At 65.1% G+C, this 23,531-nt stretch carries 23 protein-coding genes; 12 read left to right on the top strand and 11 right to left on the bottom strand.

Annotated elements, in window-relative coordinates:
* Positions 1–96: 96 nt before the first annotated feature.
* Positions 97–954, top strand: a complete 858-nt coding sequence (locus tag ACQY6T_RS12380) for an ATP-grasp domain-containing protein (RefSeq protein WP_428631104.1) — start codon at positions 97–99, stop codon at positions 952–954.
* Here ACQY6T_RS12380 and ACQY6T_RS12375 read toward each other — a convergent pair.
* From ACQY6T_RS12375 to ACQY6T_RS12335, 9 genes are all read right to left on the bottom strand, one after another.
* Complete coding sequence (locus ACQY6T_RS12375) at positions 951–1,217, bottom strand: ribbon-helix-helix domain-containing protein (RefSeq protein ID WP_428631103.1); 267 nt, start codon at positions 1,215–1,217, stop codon at positions 951–953. The two genes, ACQY6T_RS12380 and ACQY6T_RS12375, sit on opposite strands and share 4 nt — an antisense overlap.
* Positions 1,184–1,726 (bottom strand): DUF7010 family protein, encoded by a 543-nt coding sequence (locus tag ACQY6T_RS12370; RefSeq protein ID WP_428631102.1) that lies wholly within the window; start codon positions 1,724–1,726, stop codon positions 1,184–1,186. The genes ACQY6T_RS12375 and ACQY6T_RS12370 overlap by 34 nt, the downstream gene beginning before the upstream one ends.
* 196 nt (positions 1,727–1,922) lie before the next feature.
* A complete protein-coding gene (phbB, locus tag ACQY6T_RS12365) occupies positions 1,923–2,645 on the bottom strand; it encodes an acetoacetyl-CoA reductase (protein WP_428631101.1) in 723 nt (240 codons plus the stop codon).
* A 100-nt stretch (positions 2,646–2,745) separates the two neighbouring features.
* Positions 2,746–4,302 (bottom strand): DUF1963 domain-containing protein, encoded by a 1,557-nt coding sequence (locus ACQY6T_RS12360; protein ID WP_428631100.1) that lies wholly within the window; start codon positions 4,300–4,302, stop codon positions 2,746–2,748.
* A gap of 82 nt (positions 4,303–4,384) precedes the next feature.
* Entirely contained in the window at positions 4,385–5,380 is a 996-nt protein-coding gene (hemH, locus tag ACQY6T_RS12355) for a ferrochelatase (protein WP_428631099.1), read from the bottom strand.
* Positions 5,377–7,665: a xanthine dehydrogenase family protein molybdopterin-binding subunit gene (locus tag ACQY6T_RS12350; protein WP_428631098.1), complete on the bottom strand. Its 2,289-nt coding sequence runs from the start codon at positions 7,663–7,665 to the stop codon at positions 5,377–5,379. The genes hemH and ACQY6T_RS12350 overlap by 4 nt, the downstream gene beginning before the upstream one ends.
* A 48-nt stretch (positions 7,666–7,713) precedes the next feature.
* Positions 7,714–8,307: a hypothetical protein gene (locus ACQY6T_RS12345; protein WP_428631096.1), complete on the bottom strand. Its 594-nt coding sequence runs from the start codon at positions 8,305–8,307 to the stop codon at positions 7,714–7,716.
* Complete coding sequence (locus ACQY6T_RS12340; protein ID WP_428631095.1) at positions 8,304–8,726, bottom strand: CoA-binding protein; 423 nt, start codon at positions 8,724–8,726, stop codon at positions 8,304–8,306. Before ACQY6T_RS12340 ends, ACQY6T_RS12345 begins: the two co-directional genes overlap by 4 nt.
* A gap of 19 nt (positions 8,727–8,745) precedes the next feature.
* Positions 8,746–9,732, bottom strand: coding sequence for an Mrp/NBP35 family ATP-binding protein (locus tag ACQY6T_RS12335; protein ID WP_428631094.1), 987 nt, complete (start codon positions 9,730–9,732; stop codon positions 8,746–8,748).
* A 91-nt stretch (positions 9,733–9,823) separates the two neighbouring features.
* Here ACQY6T_RS12335 and hflK point away from each other — a divergent pair, with 91 nt between their 5' ends.
* The 7 genes from hflK to ACQY6T_RS12300 all read left to right on the top strand — a co-directional run bounded on the left by hflK (position 9,824) and on the right by ACQY6T_RS12300 (position 17,667).
* The gene (gene hflK / locus ACQY6T_RS12330; RefSeq protein ID WP_428631092.1) at positions 9,824–11,002 is read left to right on the top strand and encodes a protease modulator HflK; all 1,179 of its coding nucleotides are present in this window, start codon (positions 9,824–9,826) and stop codon (positions 11,000–11,002) included.
* The gene (gene hflC, locus ACQY6T_RS12325; RefSeq protein WP_428632643.1) at positions 11,002–11,853 is read left to right on the top strand and encodes a protease modulator HflC; all 852 of its coding nucleotides are present in this window, start codon (positions 11,002–11,004) and stop codon (positions 11,851–11,853) included. The genes hflK and hflC overlap by 1 nt, the downstream gene beginning before the upstream one ends.
* Before the next feature lie 129 nt (positions 11,854–11,982).
* Positions 11,983–13,476, top strand: a complete 1,494-nt coding sequence (locus ACQY6T_RS12320; protein ID WP_428631090.1) for a Do family serine endopeptidase — start codon at positions 11,983–11,985, stop codon at positions 13,474–13,476.
* Positions 13,477–13,597: 121 nt separating this feature from the next.
* Entirely contained in the window at positions 13,598–13,966 is a 369-nt protein-coding gene (locus tag ACQY6T_RS12315) for a VOC family protein (RefSeq protein WP_428631089.1), read from the top strand.
* Positions 13,967–14,254: 288 nt separating this feature from the next.
* Positions 14,255–15,850, top strand: a complete 1,596-nt coding sequence (locus ACQY6T_RS12310; RefSeq protein WP_428631087.1) for a helicase HerA-like domain-containing protein — start codon at positions 14,255–14,257, stop codon at positions 15,848–15,850.
* Positions 15,847–16,290: a hypothetical protein gene (locus ACQY6T_RS12305; RefSeq protein ID WP_428631086.1), complete on the top strand. Its 444-nt coding sequence runs from the start codon at positions 15,847–15,849 to the stop codon at positions 16,288–16,290. The genes ACQY6T_RS12310 and ACQY6T_RS12305 overlap by 4 nt, the downstream gene beginning before the upstream one ends.
* Positions 16,291–16,380: 90 nt before the next feature.
* Entirely contained in the window at positions 16,381–17,667 is a 1,287-nt protein-coding gene (locus tag ACQY6T_RS12300; RefSeq protein WP_428631085.1) for a cytochrome P450, read from the top strand.
* Positions 17,668–17,974: 307 nt separating this feature from the next.
* Here ACQY6T_RS12300 and ACQY6T_RS12295 read toward each other — a convergent pair whose 3' ends face one another.
* Positions 17,975–18,385, bottom strand: coding sequence for an acyl-CoA thioesterase (locus ACQY6T_RS12295; protein ID WP_428631083.1), 411 nt, complete (start codon positions 18,383–18,385; stop codon positions 17,975–17,977).
* A 45-nt stretch (positions 18,386–18,430) separates the two neighbouring features.
* Entirely contained in the window at positions 18,431–18,901 is a 471-nt protein-coding gene (queF, locus tag ACQY6T_RS12290; protein ID WP_428631082.1) for a preQ(1) synthase, read from the bottom strand.
* Between the two features lie 111 nt (positions 18,902–19,012).
* On the opposite strand from queF, the gene ACQY6T_RS12285 reads away from it, so the two are divergent.
* From ACQY6T_RS12285 to ACQY6T_RS12270, 4 genes are all read left to right on the top strand, one after another.
* Positions 19,013–20,338 (top strand): hypothetical protein, encoded by a 1,326-nt coding sequence (locus tag ACQY6T_RS12285; RefSeq protein WP_428631081.1) that lies wholly within the window; start codon positions 19,013–19,015, stop codon positions 20,336–20,338.
* A 182-nt stretch (positions 20,339–20,520) separates the two neighbouring features.
* On the top strand, positions 20,521–21,363 hold the full coding sequence (gene sseA, locus ACQY6T_RS12280) for a 3-mercaptopyruvate sulfurtransferase (protein ID WP_428631080.1): 843 nt from the start codon (positions 20,521–20,523) through the stop codon (positions 21,361–21,363).
* On the top strand, positions 21,318–22,574 hold the full coding sequence (gene metC, locus ACQY6T_RS12275; RefSeq protein ID WP_428631079.1) for a cystathionine beta-lyase: 1,257 nt from the start codon (positions 21,318–21,320) through the stop codon (positions 22,572–22,574). Before sseA ends, metC begins: the two co-directional genes overlap by 46 nt.
* On the top strand, positions 22,571–23,503 hold the full coding sequence (locus tag ACQY6T_RS12270; RefSeq protein ID WP_428631078.1) for a mechanosensitive ion channel family protein: 933 nt from the start codon (positions 22,571–22,573) through the stop codon (positions 23,501–23,503). The genes metC and ACQY6T_RS12270 overlap by 4 nt, the downstream gene beginning before the upstream one ends.
* Positions 23,504–23,531: the final 28 nt, after the last annotated feature.

The raw sequence follows: 23,531 nt of genomic DNA, 5'->3' as shown, positions 1-23,531 counted from the left end.
CGGGGCGCAGCGGGTGGGGGCCATCGGCCTCGCGCCACCTCGACAGCCCCACCCCAACCCCTCCCCCAAAGGGAGTGGCTTCAGGAAAGCTTCCCCATGCCCTTCCAACCTCGCATCGCGATCCTCGTTCCGACGGCGGGCTATCACGAGAATTGGCAACCCGCCTTTGCCCGCAAAGCGGCGGCGCTGACCGGCGCCGGGCTGATCGTCGAGCAGCGGGTGTGGACCGATCCCGGCGATCTGACGGGCTATGATCTGGTGCTGCCACTCTTTGCGTGGGGGTATCAGCGCGATGTCGCGGGCTGGTACGCGCTGCTCGACCGGCTGGAAGCCGAGGCCTTGCCGGTGGTCAATCCGGTCTCGGTGCTGCGCTGGAACAGCGACAAGGCGTATCTCGGCGAATTGGGCGCAAAGGGCGTCGCAGTGGTGCCGACGATCGAGGTCGCCGCGCTGGACGACGCGTGCCTTGCGGACGCGCGCGCCAAGCTCGGCGCGAAAGAGGTCGTGATCAAGCCCGCGATTTCGGGGGGCGCGGACGGCACCCACCGCATTACGGCGCACGATGTGATACCCCCCGATGCGCTCGGCCATCGGCGACTTGTCCAGCCTTTGATGCCGGGCATTTTGACCGACGGCGAATATTCGCTGTTCTACTTCAGCGGGAAATTCAGCCACGCGATCGTCAAACGCCCCGCATCGGGTGATTTTCGCGTGCAGGAGCAATTCGGCGGGCGCGAGGAACCGTGGCAGCCCAACGAATCGGCGCGCGACCTCGCTATGATGGCGCTGGCGGCCGCTCCGGCGCTGCCGGTTTACGCGCGGGTCGATATGGTCGGCGACGGGGCGGGCCGGCTGCACATCATGGAACTCGAGCTGATCGAACCATCGCTGTTTCTGCATCATGCGCCCGACAAGGGCGCGGCGTTTGGGCATGCGGTCTATGCCGCGATCTAATCTGCGGCCCGTTTTTTCCACAGCCACTGGCGGATCGCCGAGGTCAGGTTCGGCGGGTCGTCGGCCTCCATGCGCTCCACGTCGATCCGCGCAACGAGTGCGTTGACCGGCAAAGCTTGCCGTGCGGCTTCGGCCGCCAGCGCGTCCCAGAACATCGGCTCGAGGCTGATCGAGGTCGGGTGGCCAGCGATCGTGACCGACCGTTTGACGGGGGGGTGGAGCGGGGCACTCAAGCGCGGGCGCGCCAGCGTCGCAGGACCCATACGGCGGCGACGAGTTCGATGATGCCGACGAGGAAGCCGAGGTTGAGGGGCAAGGTGAGGCCGAAGAGCGCCAGACCGGCCACAAGCAGGATCGCGGCGCCAAGCACCCAATAGGCTATCTCGCCATAGAGCGTTCGGAACAGGAAATAGCGTGCGCCGATGATGGCGGCGAAGATGGGTATGGCGAGATCAGGCGCGCGCACGAGCATCACCCAGGCAATCATCACCCCGACGAACAGCGAGATCGTCGCTTCGAGCGCCAGCGTTTCGAGCGGCTTGCCGATGATGGCCTTGGGGGCGCGGAAGGCCATACGTTCGATCAGGACGGCCAGCGGGTGGATCGCCATGCCGCCGATGAACATCGCGGCGAAAGCGGCATTGATGCCGTAAAGCTGCCAAATGATTCCGGCGATCAGCCAGACGAGACCCGAAACGAACACGCCAGGCGCGCCGCCGGCATAGGCTTGGGCGAGGTCTTGCTGGGCGGCGGAGAGGGGGTGGGTGGTCATGGGGCGGTTGTAGCGTGTTGATCAGCGACGGCAAAGCCGCCGCTTGCGCCTGCCCCCGCGAAGGCGGCGGTCAGACGGGGCGGCGATCTTTTGGGATTGCCGCCCCGTCTGACCGTGCCGATGGCTGCCGCTGTGCGGCACCGGCGCCTAACTTGCCGTTCGCTTCGCGAACGCCTTGGTTAAGCGCCTGCCATCGTCAGTACATATGCTGCCCGCCATTGATCGACATCGTCGACCCGGTCACAAACCCGGCATCCTCACTGCACAGGAATGCAACGCCGCGCGCGATTTCGTCGGCCTGACCGAGGCGGCCGACCGGGATTTTGGCGACGATCTTTTCCAGCACCTGCGGCGGCACCGCGGCGACCATGTCGGTGTCGATATAGCCCGGCGCGATCGCGTTCACGGTGACGCCCTTTTTGGCGCCTTCCTGCGCCAGCGCTTTGGTAAAGCCGTGGATGCCCGATTTGGCGGCGGCGTAGTTGACCTGGCCATATTGGCCGGCCTGGCCATTGATCGAGCCGATGTTGACGATGCGGCCCCAGCCGCGCTCGACCATCCCGCCGAACGTCGCCTTGGCCATGTTGAAGCAGCCGCCCAGGTTGACGCGCATCACATCGTCCCAGTCGCCATAGCTCATGCGCGCGAGGGTACCGTCGCGGGTGATACCGGCGTTGTTGACGACGATATCGACGGGGCCGAACTCCTCGGCGATTCGCGCGCAGCTATCGAGGCACGCCTGATGGTCGCCGACATCCCATTTCATCGCTGCGATTCCGGTGCGGTCGGTAAAGGCCTTCGCCTTTTCGTCATTTCCGCCATAATTGGCGATGACGGTGACGCCCTGTTCCTGCAATTTGAGGCTGATTGCCTCGCCGATGCCGCGACTGCCGCCGGTGACGATTGCTACACGTGCCATAAATTCTACTCTCCCAAAGAGTTATTGGCATCGTGATTAGGCCGGGCGCGCGGGCGCCGCAAGTTTACCGGAACGTCAATTGCAAAGCTGTTCGACGGCGCTAGTTGCTCACCTGCACCCGCAGCTTCGAAAAGTCGCCGATGGCGAGGTCCGCCTTGTCGATCGTCACCACCAGATTGTCGCAATCGCCGAACATCCGGCTCATCAGTCCGCTGGTCGGCAGTTCGAGCAGCACCGCGTCGCGATCCTCGTCATAATCATGGACATAGCGGAAGGGTTCGTGGCCGATAGCTGCCATTTCACGTGCCGCCTGATCACTCCAGCGCGGTTCATAGAACGCGCGCATCGGCGCCGACAGACTGTCCGGGTTCGCGCACCAGTTGTGCTTGGCGCGGTCGAACAGGATCGTCTGATAATCATGGACCCACAGATTGGCGTCGGCGCGGTGCGTGGTCAGCGGCAGGGTAATTGTGTCGTGCGCTTCTACGCCGGTTTCGGGATCGATGCGGTGCACCGCTTTCGCCCAATGGATTGCGTGCAGCGCCGACATCACCGCGGACGCATCGCTCGCTGAAAAAACTTCTTTTGCTGCGCTTTCGTGGACGATGGCGATGATTTCCTCGGCGCGGATGCGTGCCTTCCGGTTCATTGCAGCGCGCTGTTCTAGTTCGACCATCTCCGCGGCGCTCGCGCCCGGCAGCGGCACCACTTCGGTGGTCAGTCGGTCGAGCCGCATTTCGAGCAGTGCGGCCATCGCCGTCATGCTGCCCCAATCGAACGGATGAAAGGCGGGGTCGGCGATGTCGTAGCTGCGGTTATAGAGCGTTGCGCCAATGTCGTTCGGATCGGCCCCGACCCGCGGATCGGCGTCGTCGGGCCCGACTGCGACCAGATCGACCGGCCATTCGGGAAAGGCGCGCACTGCAAAGCTTTCCAGGTCGCCAAAGCGCAGACCGCCGTGCGGTCCGAACCAGCCGTCAGGATCATCGAGCGGCAGCGGCGGCGATACCGCGACATCGGTATCGCGTAGATGCAGCACCTGCATATGATAGCCGCGGCGATGGATGAAAAAGGCGAGCGCGCCATCGCGCGGCCCCAGCCCGTCCCACAAAGCGGGCGGCAGGCTGGCGCAATCGATCTGGGCGAGGAAGTCGGCGGGCTCGCCGTCGATCTGCGGCCACGCCATCCCGTCGGGAAGGCGCGGGCGCCCGCCAAGCCAGCTCTTGGTCGAGATCGCGTCGCGCAGCGGGATCTGCGGCACGAGGCGGAGGGTGACGGCTTCGACCTTGGCCTTTTCGATCCGATGCGCTTCGTCTTCGACTTCGGACGCTAGTGCGTCGAGCGTTGCCTCAACCGCGACGGCCCCGCCATCAGGGGCGGGTACTGGTCGATAATCATAGTCGGTCGCCGCCTGTGGTTCGAGCGGCGCCTTGCCGCTCACCCGCGCCAGCCGGGAGGCAGAGATTTCGACCGGCTCGACCTCAACCTTCGCTTTGCGCGACAGCTTGGGTATCCGGCTTTCGCCAGCAACGCGCTGCGCGCGCGGCGCGGCAGGGGCAGTGCGCGGACGGCGCAGCCACCAGATGGCAAAAACGAGCACGGCAAAGGCCAGCACGATCCCGGCGAGCGCCAGCGCTGCCGATTGGATCTGGTTCATCGCGTATCTCCAAATTGCCGCGGCTGGACCGTTTCGGTGCCGCGTCGGAGCAATCTAGCGCATCAACCTAAACACTTGGTAACTATAGCCAGCCTGCGAGTTCGCGGCGCATTAGTGCCTCAAGCATCGCCATGCCGGGGGCGTCGGCATTCAGGCATGGCAGATAGGCAAAACGCCCGCCGCCTGCGGCCTCAAACTGTTCTTTGCCGCGGATCGCCAGCTCTTCGAGCGTCTCCAGGCAATCGGCGGAGAAGCCGGGAGCAAAAATCGCGACGCTCTGGCCTGCTTTACCGAATGCTTCGAGCTGGGTGTCGGTCGCGGGTTCGAGCCATTTGGCGCGGCCAAAGCGCGACTGGAACGCGACCTCGACCGGGCGGCCCATCGCTTCGGACAGCAACCGCGCCGTCTTGCGGCACTGGCAATGATAGGGGTCGCCCAAATGCAGCGTGCGTTCGGGCATGCCATGGAAGCTCGCGAGCAGCACGTCGGGCGTAAAATCGAGTCCCGCGAGCCCGGCCTCCACCGATGTCTTCAGCGCGCCGATATAGGCGGCGTCGTCATGATAGGGCGGCAGATAGCGCAGCGCGGGCTGCCAGCGCAGCGTTTTCAAATGCTCGCCCACTGCATCGACCACCGTCGCGGTCGTTGCGGCGCAATATTGCGGGTACATCGGCGCGATCAGGATGCGTTGGCATCCCGCGCTGATCAGCGCGTCGATTGCAACGCCGATCGCGGGGTTGCCGTACCTCATCGCGTAAGCGACCTGCACCGTATCGCCGAACACCGTCTGCAACGCCTCGCTTTGCAAGCGCGTGATCGCGGCGAGCGGCGACCCGTTCTCGGTCCACACCTGCGCATAGGCATGCGCGGATTTTTTGGGCCGGGTGGTCAGGATGATGCCGCGCAGGATTGGTTGCCACAGGATTTGCGGGATTTCGACGACGCGGCGGTCGGACAGAAACTCGGCCAGATAGCGCCGCACCGATGGCGCATCGGGCGCGTCGGGGGTGCCAAGGTTGACGAGCAGCAATCCAATGCGGGGTGCGGCGACGGGCGGATGATCGGGGGGCAGGGTCATAGGGGGTGCGCCGAAAGCGGGATGCGGCGGCTGCGGCGGCCGGTCGCGGCGAACATCGCATTGGCGATCGCGGGTGCGACGACCGGGACAGCGATTTCGCCCAGCCCGCCGGGTTCGCGGTCGCTGTCGACGAATTCGACCAATATCTGCGGGGTCTGCGACAGGCGCGGCAGGCCGAGCTGGCCCAGCTTGCGCGCCGTCGCGACGCCGCCTTCGTAATCGGTGGTGGCGCCGACCGCGGCGGCGAGGCCAAAGATCAGCCCGCCCTCGATCTGCTGGCGCGCGACCGCCGGATTGACGAGGCGCCCGGCATCGACGACCGCAACCAATTGTTCGACTTGCAACCCCTTGTCGCTCTGCCGCGCCGTGGCCATCAGCGCGATATGGCTGCCGCGCATGCTGTGGCACGCCAGCCCCTGCGCCGTCCCCGACAGGCCGCCCTCCCAGCCGCCAAGGCTGGTCGCGGTGAGCAGGCACCGCGCGAGCCGCGGCGCGTCGCCTAGCATCGCGATACGATAGGACAGCGCATCGGTTCCGGCGCGCGCCGCCATTTCGTCGATGAACGATTCGGTGAAAAAGGCAGTGTAGCTGTCGGAGTTGCCGCGCCAGCGTCCGGTTGGCAGCCCGATGTTAGCGGGGCAATGGTCGACCGCGTGGTGCGGAAACGTATAGCTGCTCGCCGCGCCTTCGACCGCGGCGGCGTCGGCGCTGCCCACGGCAGCGCGTTGCGCGACGTCGGCGGGCATATTGTCGAACAGGCGCGCGCGAACTTCGTGATTGGTCGGCGGCACCGCGATGCGCGTGACGAGCGCGTCGATCCCTCCCGCGGCGTTCAGCGTCGCGCTGAGCCGCGCCCGCGCCGGCGCGCGGGGCGGAAGCCGCATGATCTCTTCGGCCCGCGACCAGGCAAGCTGGACCGGGCGCTTGACTTGCAGGGCAATGATCGCCGCCTGTACTGCCGCGCTATGGTCTAGGCAGGCGTCGAACGAGCCCCCTGCCATCATGGGGAACAGCACGACATTGCTCGCCGACAGGCCGGTCGCGCGGGCGATGGCATCGCGGCACTGCGCGGGCGCCTGTGTCGCGACCCAGACGCGCAGCCCGTCGCCGTCGGGAGCGGCGGTGGCGGTGCGCGTTTCAATCGGCGCATGCAGGGCGGGAGCGACGGCATATTCGACGGCGATTTTGGTCCGCCCGGTCATCGCTTCGGCCACGTCGCCCTTGTGCGATATGCGATAGCCGCCGTCCTTCAGCGCCTGTTTGAGCGCCGCATTGATCCGGTCGGTCGAGATGGGCGTCCCGGCGGTTTCGAACACCGGCGCAAAACGGTCGAGTGCGCGGTTCGCCGCCCACCAGTTGCGCGCCACCGTCGCCACCCAGCGCTCATGCGTGACGACGTGGAGCAGGCCGGGCGCGGACATCCCTTTCGTGCGATTGATGCTCTTCAGCCGCGTCGCACCCAGGGGGCCTTGGCGGATCGCGGCAAACACCATGTCGGGCAGGCGGATGTCGCCGGCATAATTGGCCGACCCGTCGATCTTGGCGGGCAGGTCGAGCCGCGTCAGTTCCTTGCCGTACAGCGGGTCGCCGCTGCTGGCGCGATAGACCGGTTCGGCGGGCGGTTCGAGCTGCGCGGCGGCGGCGGCAAGCTCGCCAAAGCGCAGCTTTTTCTTGCCCAATATGACGAAGCCGTCCTGTGTGTCGCAGTCTTCCCAGTCGGCGTCCCAGCGCGCCGCCGCGGCCATCATCAACAGCGCCCGCGCCTGCGCCGCGGCGGCGCGGCACGGTGCTTCGAACATCCGCACCGACGAGCTATTCGCAGTCAGCATCACGGCGTTGCGTACCGCCCACTCGCGCCGCACCCAGCCGCGCACGTCGGACACGAAATCGGGGACGCCGGGGCGCGGCATGAACACCGCGCTATCCTCGTCGATCAGCAGGGTGTTGGTGTAAAGCGGGCTGATCGGCGCGGTTTCGACTGCGATCGTCCGCCAGTCGGCACCCAGCTCGTCGGCCATGATCTGGGGCAGCAGCGTCGTGACGCCCTGGCCCATCTCGCATTGCGGAACGACCGCGCTGATATGCCCGTCGTCGCCGATCTTCAGAAAGGCGTTGAAGACATGCTCATCGGGCGCGGCGGTGACGTTCGGTTGATAGTCGCGCGGCCACAGGCTCCACGCGATGGCAAGCCCGCCCGCCGCGGTCGCGCCGACCAGCATCTGGCGACGGCTGACCTGCGGCAGGCGCGATTTGTTTTTTCCAACCGTGTCGCGAATACCCGCCATCGCCGACGCTGATAAGCGGCGCGAGTCGCGAGGGCAAAGGCTTTTGCGCTACCAGCCCCAAGGAGCGGGCGGGGGTGCCACCGGCTGGCGGTAATCAAAGGTCACGCGGAAATCGCGTCCCGCTCGATTGAGGCCATAAGTGAAGCCTTCGGCGGTGGTTTCGACCGACCAGATATTGGTGTTCGATACGCTGCGGCCGGTGCGGGTGAACAACGCGATCGATTCGGCATCGACCGGGAATGACTGACGCGCCGCAGTGCCTCCGTCGTTGGTGTCGCCGCCATACATGGTCAGCTCGTCCTTGCTGCCGTCGGCGTGGCGATGATCGTGCTTCAGGCGCAGGCCGGTGGTCGTCCGCATGATGATCCAGGTGCGCGAGCGATCCCAGCCACCATCGGGACCGACCCCGTCGATGTGAAAAGGGATTTCGATGCGGTCGGGCGTACAGCTGCGGATATGCATGACCATCGCCTGGCCGCGCATGTCGGCGTCCGCCGCCTGATTGCTGGCGAGCTTTCCGGCATAGGCGTTGCCACAGCGCGCGGTCAGTGCGGCGAAAAAGGCATCCTGCGGCTTTGCGCTCGGCGTCGTGACGCATCCCGCGAGCATCGTCGCGGCGAGCAGGGCAAGCGCGGTCTTCACCGCAGCAGGCCTAGCCGCGGGATTTCGATCTTGGGGCAGCGGTCCATGACGACCACCAGTCCGGCCGCGTCGGCGCGTTTGGCCGCGGCGTCGTTGATGACGCCCAGCTGCATCCAGACCGCTTTGGCGCCGTGCACGATCGCCTCGTCGACCGCCGACCCGGCGTCGTCGCTATTGCGAAAAATATCGACGATTTCGGCGGGGGGTTCGACATCGGCGAGCGTGGCGACGACCGGCGCCCCGTGGATCGTCGTCCCGGCATGCCCCGGATTGACCGCAATCACATTGTGACCCTGCGCGACCAGAAAGGCGAGAACGCCGTTTGATGCGCGCGCCGGATTGGGCGACGCGCCGACCACCGCGATGCGGCGCTTTTGCCCGAGCAGTTCGCGGATTTCGCTTTCGTCGTTGATCGCCATGCTATTTCCCCAATGTTGGTTAGCGCCTGCGGGCTTCCAGCCATTCGGCGACCTTCGCCGCTATCGCATGGAACGGCTCGCCCGTCGGGTCGGTTCCGGCCGCGGGCGGCACGCCGCCGTCGCTGGCCAGCCGGATCCCCATCGACAACGGTACCCGGCCCAGAAAGTCGATGTCCATCGTCTTCGCCGCCGCTTCGGCGCCGCCGCTGCCGAACGGGTCGCTGACCTCGCCGCAATGCGGGCAGGCATAGCCCGCCATATTTTCTACCAGCCCGATAATCGGCACCTCGGCCTGCTCGAACAGGCTGATCGCGCGGGTTGCGTCCATCAGCGCCAGGTCCTGCGGGGTCGATACGATCACCGCGCCGGCGGGCTTGTGCTTCTGGATCATCGTCAGCTGGACGTCGCCGGTGCCGGGAGGCAGATCGACGATCAGCGTGTCGATGTCGCCCCAACTCGCGTCCACCAATTGCTCGAGTGCCTTGCCCGCCATCGGGCCGCGCCAGGCGATGGCTTGGCCGGGCGCCGCGATCTGTCCGGTCGACAGCATCGGCACGCCGTAAGCATTGGGAACGGGGACCAGTTTCGATCCGCGCGATTCGGGTTTCACGCCTTCGCTGTCCATCAGTCGGGGCTGCGACGGGCCATAGATGTCGGCATCGACCAGCCCGACCTTCACCCCGCGCCGCTGCAGCGCGACCGCCAGATTGGCGGCGAGGGTCGATTTGCCGACCCCGCCCTTGCCGCTGCCGACCGCGATGATCGTCATCATTTTTTTCTCGGCGGTCATCGCGATGCGGACTTCGCGCACGCCCGGCTCTGTGAGCAAGCCCGTCCGTAACTTGCCCTCCAGCGGTTTGCGTTCTTCGACTGTCAGTCCCGACACGTCGAGCACGACCGCCAGCAATCCGGCGTCGTCCAGCAGGCGCAGTCCCGATGAGCGCCCTTCGCTGAGGTCGGCGGCGGCGGCGGCCAGGCGGGCGATGTCTGCGCTTTGATCGGTCATGTCCGCGGCAGATACGCATGCGCGGGTCAATTGCCACCCATTTTCGCGCGCACCCCCTGTTAATCGCGCGCGCCGACCCTATAAAAGCCTTATGAACGACAAAATCGACGGCAATATCGAACGCCGCAGCCCCAGGGGATTGCGGCAATTTTTCGAGGCGATCAGCCTGATGGCGAACAGCCCATGGGGCAGTGGCCCCAAGGGCGGCGGCGGCGACGGCGGGAACGATGGGTCTGGCGACGGCAAAAAGCCCGGCCCGCGCAACCCGTGGGTGACCCCCGATCCGATCGACATCAATCGCGGTCGCAAGCCGCGCGGGCCTTCGGCGCTCGACGAATTGCTGCGCAAGGGACGCGGTGGATTCGGCGGTGGCGGTTCGGGCGGCGGCGGCCAGTTCGATCTCGGCGATTCGGCGAAATTCTGGAAATGGGGCGTGCTCGCGGCGGTCGTATTGTGGGTCATCTTTTCTTCGTTCCATATCGTCCCGCCCGAAAAGGAAGGCGTGATTACCCGCCTCGGCAGCTATTCGCGCACCGCGGGTCCGGGCGTGAAGCTGACTTGGCCAGCGCCGATCGAGCGCATTCGGCTGGAAGACGTCCGCGCGATCCGCACCATGGCGGTCGGTTCGCCCAACGCTACGGATGAGAATTTCGTCCTGACCCGCGACCAGAGCCTGATCGACCTCGCGTATGAGGTGCGCTGGTCGGTGCGTGATCCCGAGCTGTTCTTCTTCCAGCTCGCCGATCCCGAAGGCACGATCCGCGAAGTCGCCGAAAGCTCGATGCGCGCGACGGTCGCGAACTTCAATCTGACCGATGCGATCGGTCCCGGCCGCGTCGAGATCGAGGCGCAGGTGCAGCAACGCATGCAGGATCTGCTCAACCAGTATCGCGCCGGCGTGTCGATTCAGGGCATCGCGATCCGCCAGGCCGATCCGCCGAGCCAGGTCGACGAAGCGTTCAAGGAAGTCACCGCGGCGCTGCAGGAACGCGAATCGGCGATCAACCTTTCGCGCGCCTATCAGCAACAGGTGCTCGAACGCGCGCGCGGCGACACCGCCGCGTTCGACCAGATCTACGAACAATATCGGCTAGCGCCGGGCGTGACCCGCAAGCGGCTTTATTATGAAACGATGGAGAATGTTTTGTCGAACGTCGACAAGACCGTCGTCGAAGCGCGCGGGGTAACCCCCTATCTGCCGCTGAACGAGGTCCAGAAACGCGTCCCGGTCGCACCGCCCGCCGCCGCGGCGCCGAAGGGAGGCGAATGATGTTGAATTCGCTGTTCCAGAACCCTGTGCGCCTGCTCGTCGGCGCCGTCGCGGTTCTCGTTATCCTGTCGCAATCGCTGGCGATCGTTCCCGAGGACAAGCAGGCGCTGATCCTGCGATTCGGCGAAATCGAGCGCACGGTGAACCGCTATAAAACCGACGAGCAGTTCGGCAGCTCGGGCGCCGGGCTCGTGCTGCGCGTCCCGTTCACCGACGGCATCCAATATATCGACAAGCGTATCATGGGCGTGAACATGGAGCGCCAGCAGGTGCTCTCGACCGATCAGCAGCGGTTGCAGGTCGATGCCTTTGCGCGTTTTCGCATCACCAATCCGGTGCGCATGTACACCGCGATCCGTACCGAGGAGCGGCTGCAGCAACAGCTCGCCACAATCTTGGGTTCGTCGCTGCGCAACGAGCTGGGCAAGCGCACCTTCGCGACCTTGCTGTCGCCCGAACGCGGCGCGGTGATGGACAATATCCAGATCGCGCTCAACCGCGAGGCCAAGAAATATGGCGCCGAGATCATCGACGTGCGGATCAAGCGCGCCGACCTGCCCGAAGGCGCAACGCTCGAGGCGGCATACAACCGGATGCGGACTGCCCGCCAGCAGGAAGCCACCGCGATCCGCGCCGAGGGGCAGAAGGAAGCGCAGATCATCCGCGGTAACGCCGACGGTGAAGCGGCCCGCATCTATGCCGCCAGCTTTGGCAAGGATCCCGAATTCTACGATTTCTACCGCGCCATGCAAAGCTATCGCCAGACCTTCCTGGGTGAAAACAACCAAGGCGGAACGTCGATCATCATGTCGCCCGACAATGAATATTTGAAACGATTCAGCGGCGGTTGATGTGACCGGGTGCTTTGGTGAATGGAACCGAAAGCCCCCATTCATGTTCAATTGGCGTTCAGCCGCTGCGCCGCAGACCGCCGCAGCCGGGGTTGTTGAGTTTTTCGGATGAGAAGAGGATTACCGATCGTGCGTTATGTTTATGGCATCACTTCGGCTTTGCTGGCGAGTGGCACCGCGCTGGCGCTGGTCACCCAGTCTCCTGTCGGCGCGCAGGTCGCGCAGAATGAAAAGAGCGAAATCGCCAAGGTCGTGCCGCGTTCGGGCGCACCCGAAAGCTTCGCCGACCTAGTCGAACAGCTCCAGCCCGCGGTGGTCAACATCTCGACCAAGCAGGAAGTCACGCTCGGCACCCGCATCAACCCCTTCGCCGGGACGCGCGAGCCGATCACCCAGGAACAGCAGGGCGGCGGCTCGGGATTCCTGATTTCGGCCGACGGATACATCGTCACCAACAACCACGTCATCTCGGGCGGTCCCCGCGGCGAGGAAGTCAGTCAGGTGACGATCACGCTGACCAATCAAAAAGAATATAAGGCGAAGATCATCGGCCGCGATGTCGCCTCCGACCTCGCGTTGTTGAAGATTGAGGCGACCGGGCTTCCCTTCGTAAAGTTCGCCGACAGCAGCACCGCACGCGTCGGTGACTGGGTCGTTGCGATCGGCAACCCGCTCGGCCTCGGCTCGACGGTGACCGCGGGGATTATTTCGGCGGTGCAGCGCAATCTGGGCCAGGGCGGCGCCTATGACCGCTATATCCAGACCGATACCGCGATCAACCGCGGCAACTCGGGCGGGCCGCTGTTCGATTTGCAGGGCAATGTCGTCGGTATCAACAACATGCTGATCTCACCCGTCGGCGCAAACATCGGCGTCAACTTCGCGATTCCCGCCGACGCGGCGATCCCGGTGATCAATTCGCTGCGCTCGGGCGCGAAGATCGAGCGCGGCTATCTCGGCATCGGCATCGCACCGGTTGATGAGGATCTGGCGGCGGCGCTCGGTCTGCCCAAGGATCGCGGCGAGTTCATCCAGCGCGTCGAGCCGGCGCAGGCGGGCGAAAAGGCCGGGCTGAAGCGCGGCGACGTGGTCACCAAGGTCAATGGCAAGGAGGTCACGCCGCAGCAGACCCTGTCGTACATCGTGTCGAACACCAAGCCCGGGACGCGCATCCCGCTCGAAATCATTCGCGACGGCAAGCCGATGACGCTGAACGTGCTGGTCGGCACGCGTCCGCCCGAAGAAGAGCTAGCCGCCGCCAACTTCGACCCCGAAGCGGAGCAGGCCGAGCCCGAGGATCCGACTGGCGCCGCCGACAAGGCGCTTCAGGAAGAACTGGGCCTGTCGGTGCAGGTGCTAACCCCTGATATCGCGCGCGCGGTGGGCGTCGATGCCGGAACCAAGGGTTTGGTGATCGGCGCCGCGTCGGCCAACAGCGACGCGGGCCGCAAGGGTCTGCGCCGCGGCGACGTAATCCTCAGCGCCAACCGTACGCCGGTTGCAACCAGCGATGCGCTGGCGAAGGCGGTGGCGGACGCCAAAAAGGCAGGCCGCGACGCGGTGCTGTTGGAAATCCTCCGCCGCGGCGGCCCGTCGGCCTTTATCGCGGTGCGCGTGAAATAGGCTTCGGCTTTGGACCCGATAAAAGGGGCGCCGCGACCAACCGGTCCGGCGCCCTTTTTATTTGCGCGGCGCGGCCTTTGTTCATATTATGTTCTCATTATTTCGAGTCGGGAGAATGACGATGATTGGTTATGTCACGCTGGGAACCAAGGATCTGGCCAAAGCGGCAGTGTTTTACGATGCTATCGCGGGCGAACTGGACACGCCGCGGATGATGGAATTCGATGGCTTCATCGCGTGGGGCAAGCCGGGCGGCGGTGCCGGCATCGGTCTGACCAAGCCGTTCGATGGCAACGCTGCAACGGTCGGCAATGGCGTGATGGTCGCGCTCGAGGCGAAGGACAAGGACCAGGTCCAGCGTCTTTACGATATCGCGCTGGCGAACGGCGGCACGTGCGAAGGCCCCCCGGGGCCGCGCGGCGAAGGATTTTACGCGGGCTATTTCCGCGATCCCGATGGCAACAAGCTGAATGCATTCATCATGGGGTGAATGGTGGCACTGTAATGTCGGCTTTGGGGTGGGGCTCTGCCATTCAAACCTCGTCATGCTGAACTTGTTTCAGCATCCATGGCCTGACTGCTAAATGAGGCGCTGCGCCAAAGGAAACGGCAGGCCATGGACCCTGAAACAAGTTCAGGGTGACGAGATAAGTGGTATCGGCTTTCGGTCGATTGCTGCCGGAACGCCTACCGCATCATCCCCACCCCGTTTGGCGATTGCCTGACCTGTGCCGTCACTCTAAACCTCGGATAAGGCTTTTTGAGTGAAGGACAGCGCATGACCGATGGCAGCACCGCGACGGAGATTTATATCGGCCTTGGCGGCGGCGGGGCCGCTGACGGTCCGCGCCAGTCGCTGGTGCTGAAACGCGCCAACCGCCACGGGCTGATCGCCGGCGCGACCGGCACCGGCAAGACGGTGACGTTGCAGGGTCTGGCCGAAGGCTTTTCGGCGGTCGGCGTTCCGGTGTTCGTCGCCGATGTGAAGGGCGACCTTGCCGGCATGGCGATGGCGGGCAGCCCGATGTCCAAGATGCACGAGATTTTCGCCGCGCGCGCCGCCGAGATCGGCGACACCGAATGGGCGTACCGCGACAATCCGGTGATCTTCTGGGACCTGTTCGGCGAGCAGGGCCACCCGATCCGCACGACGATTTCTGAAATGGGGCCGCTGCTGCTCGCGCGGCTGATGGGACTCAACGAGGTGCAGGAAGGCGTGCTCGCGATTGCCTTCCGGGTAGCCGACGAACAGAATTTGCTGCTCCTCGACATGGGCGATTTGCAGGCGATGCTGGTGTGGTGCGCCGAAAACGCCGACGAACTCACGACCAAATATGGCAATGTGTCGAAGGCTACGGTCGGCACGATCCAGCGGCAGCTGCTGACGCTCGAAAGCCAGGGCGGCGCGCATTTCTTTGGCGAACCGGCGCTCGACATTCAGGACATGATCCGCTGCGACGACAATGGCCGCGGCTATGTCAACATTCTCGCCGCCGACAAGCTGATGGCGAGCCCCAAGCTCTATGCGACCTTCCTGCTGTGGCTGCTCAGCGAGATGTTCGAAACGCTGCCCGAGATCGGCGATCCCGACAAACCCAAGCTCGTCTTCTTTTTCGACGAGGCGCATCTGCTGTTCGACGACGCGCCGCCTGCGCTCGCTGAAAAGATCCAGCAGGTCGTTCGCCTGATCCGGTCGAAGGGTGTTGGCGTCTATTTCGTGACCCAGAACCCGATCGACATCCCCGAAGATGTCGCGGGCCAGCTCGGCAACCGTGTCCAGCATGCGCTGCGCGCCTTTACCCCGCGCGATCAAAAGGCGGTGAAGGCCGCCGCCGAAACCTTCCGTCCCAATCCCAAGATCGACGTCGCGCGTGAGATCACCGAACTCAAGGTCGGCGAGGCGCTCGTCTCGCTCTTGATGCCCGACGGATCGCCCTCGCCGGTCGAGCGCACCTTGATCAAGCCACCTTGTTCGCGCGCCGGTCCGCTCGACGCCAAAGAACGCGCGATCATCAAATCGATCTCCCCGGTCGAGGGCAAATATGACACGGCGGTCAACCGTGAGAGCGCCGAGGAGTTGCTCGCCGCCAAAGCCGATCAGGCACAGGCCGCCGCGATCGAAGCCAAGGCGCAGGGCGAGGCGGACAAGCAGGCCGCGATCGCCGCCAAGGAAGAAGCGAAGCGCAAGGTCGCCGAAGAGAAAGAGCGGCTGCGCCAGGAAACCGCCGCCGCGCGCGAGGCCGCCAAGCCCTCGATGACCGAGAAGATGGTCCAGTCGGCGGCGCGTTCGGCGGCGACGAGCATCGGGCGCCAGGTCGCGGGCAAGTTCGGCGGCCAGCTGATGCGCGGGATTTTGGGCAGCCTGTTCAAGTGAATGACGTCGCGTTGATGGAGGCGAGTCTGATCGCCGCCGTCGACGCGGGGATCGAGATTCGCCATAGCTTGTTCGATCGCTTCTTTGCGGCGTATCCTGATCGGCGTGCCAGCTTCATTTCGGTCGATGCGGCGTCGCGGCGGATGACCGACGAGACGCTTCAAATGATGTTCGGGCTGGCCAGCGGCGAGAGCTGGGTGTGGCCGCTCGTCACCGAACTGGTATTCACCCACCGTAATTACGGCGCCTTGCCGATCGCCGAATATGACGCCTTCATCGATATGACCGTCGAAGAGTTTGGCAAGGCGGTGGGCGCGGCGTGGAGCGCGCCGGTCGCCGCAGCATGGCGGCGGAACGCCGATGCCCTGAAGGCATTGATCCGTAAGGCGCGGACCGAATGGGCGAGCGCGATGCCCGCGGGTGCGCCGCAAATCGCCTGAATTGCCATCGCGGCTCGGGCTAAGCCGACAAAATGGGGCGCGGCATCGTGGCTCTGGACAAGGCCAGTTTCAATCGGCAACCTGTCGCGCATGACAAAACCAATATTGCCTGGAGAGGTAGCCGCCGCCGTTGTCGACCCCGTCGCATACGGCCAATGGGATCCGCTGCACGAACAGCTTGCGTGGGCGCGGTCGAACGCGCCGCTCGCGGTCGCCGAGAATCACGATCACGACCCCTTCTGGCTTGTCACCCGCCACGCCGACATCATGGCGATCAGCCGCGATCCGCAGCGCTTCGCCAACGGCATCCGCCCGACGGTGCTGACCAACCGCGACGGCGAAGCACTGGCACGCGCCGCAACGCCAAACAATGACGGGCATCTGATCCGCTCGCTGGTCCAGATGGACGCCCCCGACCATATGAAATACCGGCTGCTCACCCAGAGCTGGTTCATGCCGAAGAACCTCAAGATCGTCGAAGAGCGTATTCGGCAGATCGCACGCGAGACGGTCGATCATATGCTGGCGCAGGGCGGGGAGTGTGATTTTGCGCGCGACGTCGCGGCGCATTATCCGCTGCGGGTGATCATGGACATTTTAGGCGTCCCGCCCGAGGACGAGCCGCGGATGCTGATGCTGACCCAGCAATTGTTCGGCCCCACCGACCCCGAACTGAACCGCAGCCGCGAGGCGATCACCAGCGCCGAACAGGCGATTGCGATGCTCGACTATGTCATCGCCGATTTCACCCAATATTTCGGCGCGCTGACCGCCGACCGCCGCGCCAACCCGCGCGAGGACATCGCGACGGTGATCGCCAATGCGACGATAAATGGGGAGCCGATCCCCGACCGCGAAATGTCGGGATATTATATGATCGTCGCGACCGCGGGGCACGATACGACGAGCGCCTCGACTGCGGGCGCGATGATGGAGATGGCGAAAAATCCGGCGCTGTTCGACCGCTTCCGCAGCGCCGAGAGCGACAAGGCGGGATTGATCGAGGAAGCGATCCGCTGGACGACACCCGTCCAGCATTTCATGCGCAGCGCGAAAGAGGATGTCGAAATCGGCGGTCAAACGATCCAGGCGGGCGACTGGCTGATGCTCAACTATGTGTCGGGCAACCGCGACGAGGATGTGTTCGGCGATCCGTTCGCGTTCAATCCCGACCGCGAAAAGAACCAGCAGATCGCCTTCGGCTTCGGCGCGCATGTGTGCCTTGGGCAGCATCTGGCGCGGATGGAGATGCGGATATTGATGGAAGAGCTGCTGCCGCGGCTGAAAAGTCTCGAACTTGCGGGCGAGCCCGCGCGGGTCGAATCGGTTTTTGTGGGCGGGCTGAAGCGGCTGCCGATCCGCTTTGTGGCGGCTTAGGTTCCGCTATGTGTAGAACGGTTTGCCAAGTCTACCTTGCGGCACTCGGTAACATAGGCATCGAGTGCATCGCTGCCCAGCCTGTCCCACATTGCCGGAACGTCCGGCGCCGCCAACGCATCACCGATCTTGCGGCTTGGAAGCCTTGACAGCGCACGCTCGCCGCAGGCGATATAAGCGTGCTGGAGCGTAGAGGGTGGAACCGCCCCGGCTTCGTTCACCAGTCTTGTGGCGAGCGCCGTCACGGAATCGCTATTAGGCGCGCACGCCGACATCGTTGCGACGAGCAAAAGAAGCGGATAAAGCTTCAGACTTTCTCACCCGGAAAAAACCGCGCGATGACGTCGCTCGCCAGCCGCGCCGGGCGCAGCGTTTCGGCGTCGATGCAGCACCAGCTCGATTTTACTTCGGCGAGCACCTCTTCGCCGCGTTTGATGATCGTTTCGTAAAAGGCGCGTGCGCCCTGAACCTTTTCCAGGATCACCGTCGCGATGACTTGGTCGTCCAGAAAGGCGGGGCGGCGATAGGTGATCTCGTGCTTCAACGCGACCCACAGATGCGCGGCGACCGCTTCCGGCGGCGCGATGTGGCGCCAGTGCGACAGCACGGCGTCCTGCACCCAGCTGAGATAATGGGCGTTGTTCACATGGCCCATGAAATCGATCTGGTCGGAACCAACGGCGATAGGATGGTCGTGCGGAAGCGATGCTGCGGTCATAATGTTTACACTAGTGTCAATAAATTGTGACGAGAAGATGAATTTTCACCCGCGCCCGCGATAGGGGGCGACGCCCTGATCGGGCAGCCACAGGTCCGTGGGCGGCGCGCCCGATTGCCAAAACACATCGATCGGGATGCCACCGCGCGGATACCAATAGCCGCCGATGCGTAGCCATTGCGGCTGCATCTCGTCGAACAGGCGGCGACCGATACCGACGGTACAATCCTCGTGGAACCCCGCATGGTTGCGAAAACTGCCGAGGAACAGCTTGAGGCTTTTCGATTCGACTATGGTTTTGCCAGGGGCGTAATCGATGACAAGATGGGCAAAATCTGGCTGACCGGTCACCGGGCAAAGCGAAGTGAACTCGGGCGCCGCAAAGCGCACCAGATATAATTCACCGGCGCGCGGATTGGGCACATAGTCGAGGATCGCTGCCTCGGGCGCGGCAGGAAGGTCGCTGGATTGGCCAAGATGTTTCGGCGCGAGCGGTGCAGGGGTAGAATCGGACATGGAAACCATCTAGGGACGCGCGCGGCCGCTGTCATCCCGTGGATGGCCCGGTTCAGCGCCAATTCAGCGGCGCGGCGAGCATATGAACAGTTTGGGATCGCGGACATTTCGATGACGGTGCGGAAATTCGGACAGGGACGGTGGCTGACGGCTTTGCCGCTGGCGACCGCGATGATCGCCGCCGGCGCGTCGGTATCCGCGACCGCGCAACAAACCGAAACGCCGGCGCCGACGCCCGCGCCATCATCGATCTTTCGCCTGCCGCCCGCCGACGATGGCCGCGCGCCGGGGGTACAGGGACCTTCCGATAACGGCCTGCCGCCGGTCGCGCCGAACGAACGACGCGGCCAGAATTCGACCCCGACCCCGACCCCCACACCGCTTCCGTCGCAGCCCGCCACCCCGCCGCGCGTCGCCACAACTCAGTCCACGTCGACGATTTCGTTGCCCACGCCGCCCGCAGCGCGGGGCGATGCGCCTGCTACCGTGTCCCGCGCCGCGCCGTCGTCCGACCCCGCAGCGCCGACGCAAGCTGCGCCCGAAGGTTCCGTGCTGCTGCCGCTGCCAAGCGCAGCGCCCGACAGCGCCGCGGCGCCGACCCTGGCGCCTCCTGTGGCGGAAGCTGGACCGATTACCGCGCCCGGCGCTGCGTCGTCGGGTGTCCCGCTCTGGGCCTGGCTGCTTGCGCTGCTCGCCGCGCTGGGGGCGGGCTTCTGGTATTGGCGCCGTCGGACAGCGCTCGCCGGTCCGGCTGTCGATGACACGCCCGCGCCGCCCCCAGCCCCGGCGGCGCGCTCAGCCGTCCCGCCCACCCGGCCTGTCGAGCCGCAGCCGACGCCGCGCCCCGCAGCCCCGGTGCCGCCCATGCGCCGCGACGAGCCGCGCGCCGCCTCGCCGCTGGTCACCCGCGCTGCGGGCGAACAGCGCGCGCTGGTCGCGATGACACTCGACATCCGCAGCATTCGGTTTGCCGCCGACCATGTCGCGGTGGGCTTTGCGCTCCATTTGCTCAACCAGGGCAGCCTGCCCGCGACTGGACTGATGGTCCGCATCGCGCTCAATCAGGGGTCGGCGATGCCCGAGGCGGTGCTGGGTCGCTTCTTCGACGGTGCGGGCGGCAGCGTGCTGCGCGACGACATGATGCTGGGCGTCGGGTCCGGCGAAGATCTGTCGACCGAGGTCATGTTGCCGCGCGCGGCGATCGAGCCGCTGATCATTGGCGGCAAACCGATGCTGGTGCCGGTGATCGCGCTTGACGTGACCTATCATTGGGATGGCGAGGGGGAGGCCTTTGGCCAGAATGCCGCCAGCTTCGTGCTCGGCCGCGAGCAAGGCACCAGCGGCAGTGACAAACTTGCGCCGCTGGCGCTCGATCGCGCGGCCTATCTGGTCGACCGTCCCGGTGCGCGCGCCACGGCGATCAAACGCAGCCAGTAGTTTGCCTACGCCGCCGAACAAGCGCAGCTTTTGTGTTGCAGCGCAGCATCGGCTGAGGCACAGCGCCAGCGCGCTTGAAAAAGCGCAGCGCGGGGCATAGGCTCGTCCTCCCCGGAAAGAACAGAGCAGGATGGCCGACGAAGGGACAATAAGGTTCCGATCGGTCGCAACAGGAGCATGACATGGACGCCTTGGTCTCAACCGACTGGCTGGAACGCGAACTGGGGGCTTCGGACCTGCGGATCGTCGATGCGACGAAATTCATGGATGACGCCGGCCGCAACGCGCGCGCCGAATATGAGACGGGGCATATCCCGGGTGCAGTGTTCATGGACCTGGCCGAACTGACCGATCCGTCGAGCGACATCGACAATATGGCGCCGCAGGCCGAAAAATTCGCCAGCCGCATGCAATCGCTGGGCCTTGGCGACGGCAGCCGCATCGTGCTCTACGACGACAGCCCGCTGAAAAGCGCGGCGCGCGCCTGGTGGCTTTTGAAATTGTTCGGCGCGCACGACGTCGCGCTGCTCGATGGCGGTCTGGCGAAGTGGAAGGCCGAAGGCCGCGCGCTCGAAATGGGCAAACAGACACTGCGCCACCGTCACTTCACCGTATGGCGCGATGCCAAGGCGGTGCGCACCAAGGATCAGATGCTGGCCAATGTCGACAGCGCCGCCGAACAGGTCGTCGATGCGCGGCCCGGCGCGCGGTTCACCGGTGAGGAACGCGATCCGCGTCCCGGCCTGGCGCCTGGCCATATCCCGAATTCGCGCAGCCTGCCGCACAGCGCGCTGTTCAACGCCGACGGCACCTGGAAACAAGGCGACGACCTGAAAGCGGCTTTCGATGCGGCGGGCGTCGATCTCGACAAGCCGCTGGTCACCACCTGCGGCAGCGGCATGACCGCGACCGTCCTCGCGTTCGGCGCGCATCTGCTCGGGAAAGAGGATGTCGCGGTTTATGACGGCAGCTGGACCGAATGGGGCGCCGACCCCGCGACGCCCAAGGCGACCGGCGCGGCCTGACCCGCCAGGTGGCCGGCCCAACCGACAAGGATAAGGACGAGCGCCGCCCTGCCACAAAACTCGTGCAGGGCGGTCGCCGGCCCGAATGGACCGGCGACCCGCGATTGGGCGGCAGCGTCGTCAATCCGCCGGTGTGGCGCGCCTCGACGATCCTCTATGACAATATGGCCGACCTCGCGGCGCGCGGCCACGCGACGCATGACAAGCTATATTATGGACGGCGCGGCACGCCGACGGTGTGGGCGCTCGCCGATGCGCTGACCGATATGGAGCCGGGCGCCGAGGGTACTTTGCTCTACCCCTCGGGGGTTGCGGCCAATTCGGCGGCGCTGCTGGCGCTGCTGGCGCCAGGCGATCATCTGTTGATGGTCGACAGCGCCTATGAACCGACGCGCGCCTTCTGTGACGGCTTGCTCGCACGCTATGGCGTGACGACCACCTATTATGACCCGCTGGTCGGCGCGGGCATCGCCGAGCTGATCACGCCGCAAACCAGGCTGATCTTCCTCGAATCACCGGGCAGCCTGACCTTTGAGGTGCAGGACGTCCCCACGATCACCCGGGTCGCGCGCGAGCGGGGGGTGCTGACGATGCTCGACAACACCTGGGCGACGCCGTTGCTGTTCCCCGCGCTGGCGCACGGCGTCGATGTGACGATGATGAGCCTGACCAAATATGTCGGCGGACATTCGGACGCAATGATGGGGTCGCTGACTGCCACAAAAGCGGTGTGGCCGCGGCTGCGCAGCGCGGCGTACCAATTGGGGCAGGCAGTTTCTCCCGACGATTGCGCGCTGATGCTGCGCGGCCTGCGGACGCTTGACGTGCGGATGCAGCGGCACGGCAAAAATGGTCTGGTGGTTGCCGACTGGCTTGCCGCGCGGCCCGAGGTCGCGCGTGTCCTCCACCCCGGGCGGGAGGACGACCCCGGCCATCAGATCTGGTCGCGCGACTTTGGCGGGACCAGCGGGCTGTTCGGCTTTACCCTGAAAGGCGCCGACGACGCGGGCCGTGCCCGTTTCATCGACGCGCTGTCACTGTTCGGTATCGGGTTCAGCTGGGGCGGTTATGAAAGCCTGGTGGTGCCCGGCAACCCGATTCGCACCGCGACCGCGTGGAACGATCCCGACCCGCTGGTGCGGCTGTCGATCGGGCTGGAGGATCCCGCCGATCTGATCGCCGATCTCGAACGCGGATTTGCGGCCTTATGAGTGCGGCGGCCGGTCTGCGTGAAGGGATCGACGGCGCTGTCGTTGCGATGAAGGCGATCGGGCTCGACGTCGGCGCCTATCGCCTGTCGCTCTACGGCCTGTTTTCGACGATCATCGTCGCGGTTCTGCTCTATCTCGCGGTCAAGGTCGTGATGCGCGCGACCAAATGGTTGCTCCGCCGCAACACCCATATCGACCAGACCCAGCGGATATTGACCGAAAAACTGATCGCGATCTCCTTGTTCGTCTTTGCGATGCTGTTCGGTATCGACCTGCTCGGCATCGACCTGACCGCGCTCGCGGTGTTTTCGGGTGCGGCTGGTCTCGCAATTGGTTTCGGCCTGCAAAAGACCGTCGGCAATCTGATCGCCGGGATCATCCTGTTGATGGACCGGTCGATCAAGCCCGGCGACATCATCGTCGTCGGCGACGGCAGCAGCATGGGCGGGTCGGCCTTGCCCGGGGGTGTACCCAATGTTGGGCGCGTGGCGAAGATCGGGGTGCGCGCGGTCAATGTGGTCACCCGCGACGGCAAGAAGCATCTGATCCCGAACGAGCTGCTGATGACGCAGGCGGTCGAAAATTGGAGCTATGCCAGCCCCGAGGTGCGGGTGCGGATGCGTATTCCGGTGCCGTATGACGCCGACTTACGGCTGGCGCAGCGGTTGATCGTCGAGACAGCCAAAACGAACCCGCGCATCCTCGACGAACCCGAACCGGCGGTGTGGATCACGGCGTTCGGCGAACGCGCGGTCGAGCATGAACTGCGCATCTGGATTTCAGACCCCGAGGCGGGGCTAGGCAATATTCAGGGCGAGGTGTTTCTGGGGATATGGGACCGGTTCAAGGAAGCCGGAATTCGCATCCCCTATCCGCGGACCGATGTGCGGATGATCAGGGATGCGCAGGCGCCGGACATCGAAGAATAGCCGTGTCCCCGCGAAGGCGGGGACCCAT

The organism is Sphingopyxis sp., from assembly GCF_965279725.1.
GTDB lineage: Bacteria > Pseudomonadota > Alphaproteobacteria > Sphingomonadales > Sphingomonadaceae > Sphingopyxis.
Note: the sequence above shows the minus strand (reverse complement) of the source record. Positions and strands in the feature narration are given on the sequence as shown.

Bases quoted from the DNA above. Each gene is read 5' to 3' on its own strand.
- phbB (WP_428631101.1), bottom strand. From the start codon at position 2,645: ATGGCACGTGTAGCAATCGTCACCGGCGGCAGTCGCGGCATCGGCGAG.
- hflC (WP_428632643.1), top strand. From the start codon at position 11,002: ATGTTGAATTCGCTGTTCCAGAACCCTGTGCGCCTGCTCGTCGGCGCC.
- ACQY6T_RS12270 (WP_428631078.1), top strand. From the start codon at position 22,571: ATGAGTGCGGCGGCCGGTCTGCGTGAAGGGATCGACGGCGCTGTCGTT.
- ACQY6T_RS12300 (WP_428631085.1), top strand. From the start codon at position 16,381: ATGACAAAACCAATATTGCCTGGAGAGGTAGCCGCCGCCGTTGTCGAC.
- ACQY6T_RS12370 (WP_428631102.1), bottom strand. From the start codon at position 1,726: ATGACCACCCACCCCCTCTCCGCCGCCCAGCAAGACCTCGCCCAAGCC.
- ACQY6T_RS12360 (WP_428631100.1), bottom strand. From the start codon at position 4,302: ATGAACCAGATCCAATCGGCAGCGCTGGCGCTCGCCGGGATCGTGCTG.
- metC (WP_428631079.1), top strand. From the start codon at position 21,318: ATGGGGCGCCGACCCCGCGACGCCCAAGGCGACCGGCGCGGCCTGACC.
- ACQY6T_RS12340 (WP_428631095.1), bottom strand. From the start codon at position 8,726: ATGGCGATCAACGACGAAAGCGAAATCCGCGAACTGCTCGGGCAAAAG.
- ACQY6T_RS12315 (WP_428631089.1), top strand. From the start codon at position 13,598: ATGATTGGTTATGTCACGCTGGGAACCAAGGATCTGGCCAAAGCGGCA.
- ACQY6T_RS12335 (WP_428631094.1), bottom strand. From the start codon at position 9,732: ATGACCGATCAAAGCGCAGACATCGCCCGCCTGGCCGCCGCCGCCGCC.
- queF (WP_428631082.1), bottom strand. From the start codon at position 18,901: ATGTCCGATTCTACCCCTGCACCGCTCGCGCCGAAACATCTTGGCCAA.
- ACQY6T_RS12285 (WP_428631081.1), top strand. From the start codon at position 19,013: ATGACGGTGCGGAAATTCGGACAGGGACGGTGGCTGACGGCTTTGCCG.
- sseA (WP_428631080.1), top strand. From the start codon at position 20,521: ATGGACGCCTTGGTCTCAACCGACTGGCTGGAACGCGAACTGGGGGCT.
- hflK (WP_428631092.1), top strand. From the start codon at position 9,824: ATGAACGACAAAATCGACGGCAATATCGAACGCCGCAGCCCCAGGGGA.
- ACQY6T_RS12310 (WP_428631087.1), top strand. From the start codon at position 14,255: ATGACCGATGGCAGCACCGCGACGGAGATTTATATCGGCCTTGGCGGC.
- ACQY6T_RS12375 (WP_428631103.1), bottom strand. From the start codon at position 1,217: ATGGGTCCTGCGACGCTGGCGCGCCCGCGCTTGAGTGCCCCGCTCCAC.
- ACQY6T_RS12350 (WP_428631098.1), bottom strand. From the start codon at position 7,665: ATGGCGGGTATTCGCGACACGGTTGGAAAAAACAAATCGCGCCTGCCG.
- ACQY6T_RS12380 (WP_428631104.1), top strand. From the start codon at position 97: ATGCCCTTCCAACCTCGCATCGCGATCCTCGTTCCGACGGCGGGCTAT.
- hemH (WP_428631099.1), bottom strand. From the start codon at position 5,380: ATGACCCTGCCCCCCGATCATCCGCCCGTCGCCGCACCCCGCATTGGA.
- ACQY6T_RS12295 (WP_428631083.1), bottom strand. From the start codon at position 18,385: ATGACCGCAGCATCGCTTCCGCACGACCATCCTATCGCCGTTGGTTCC.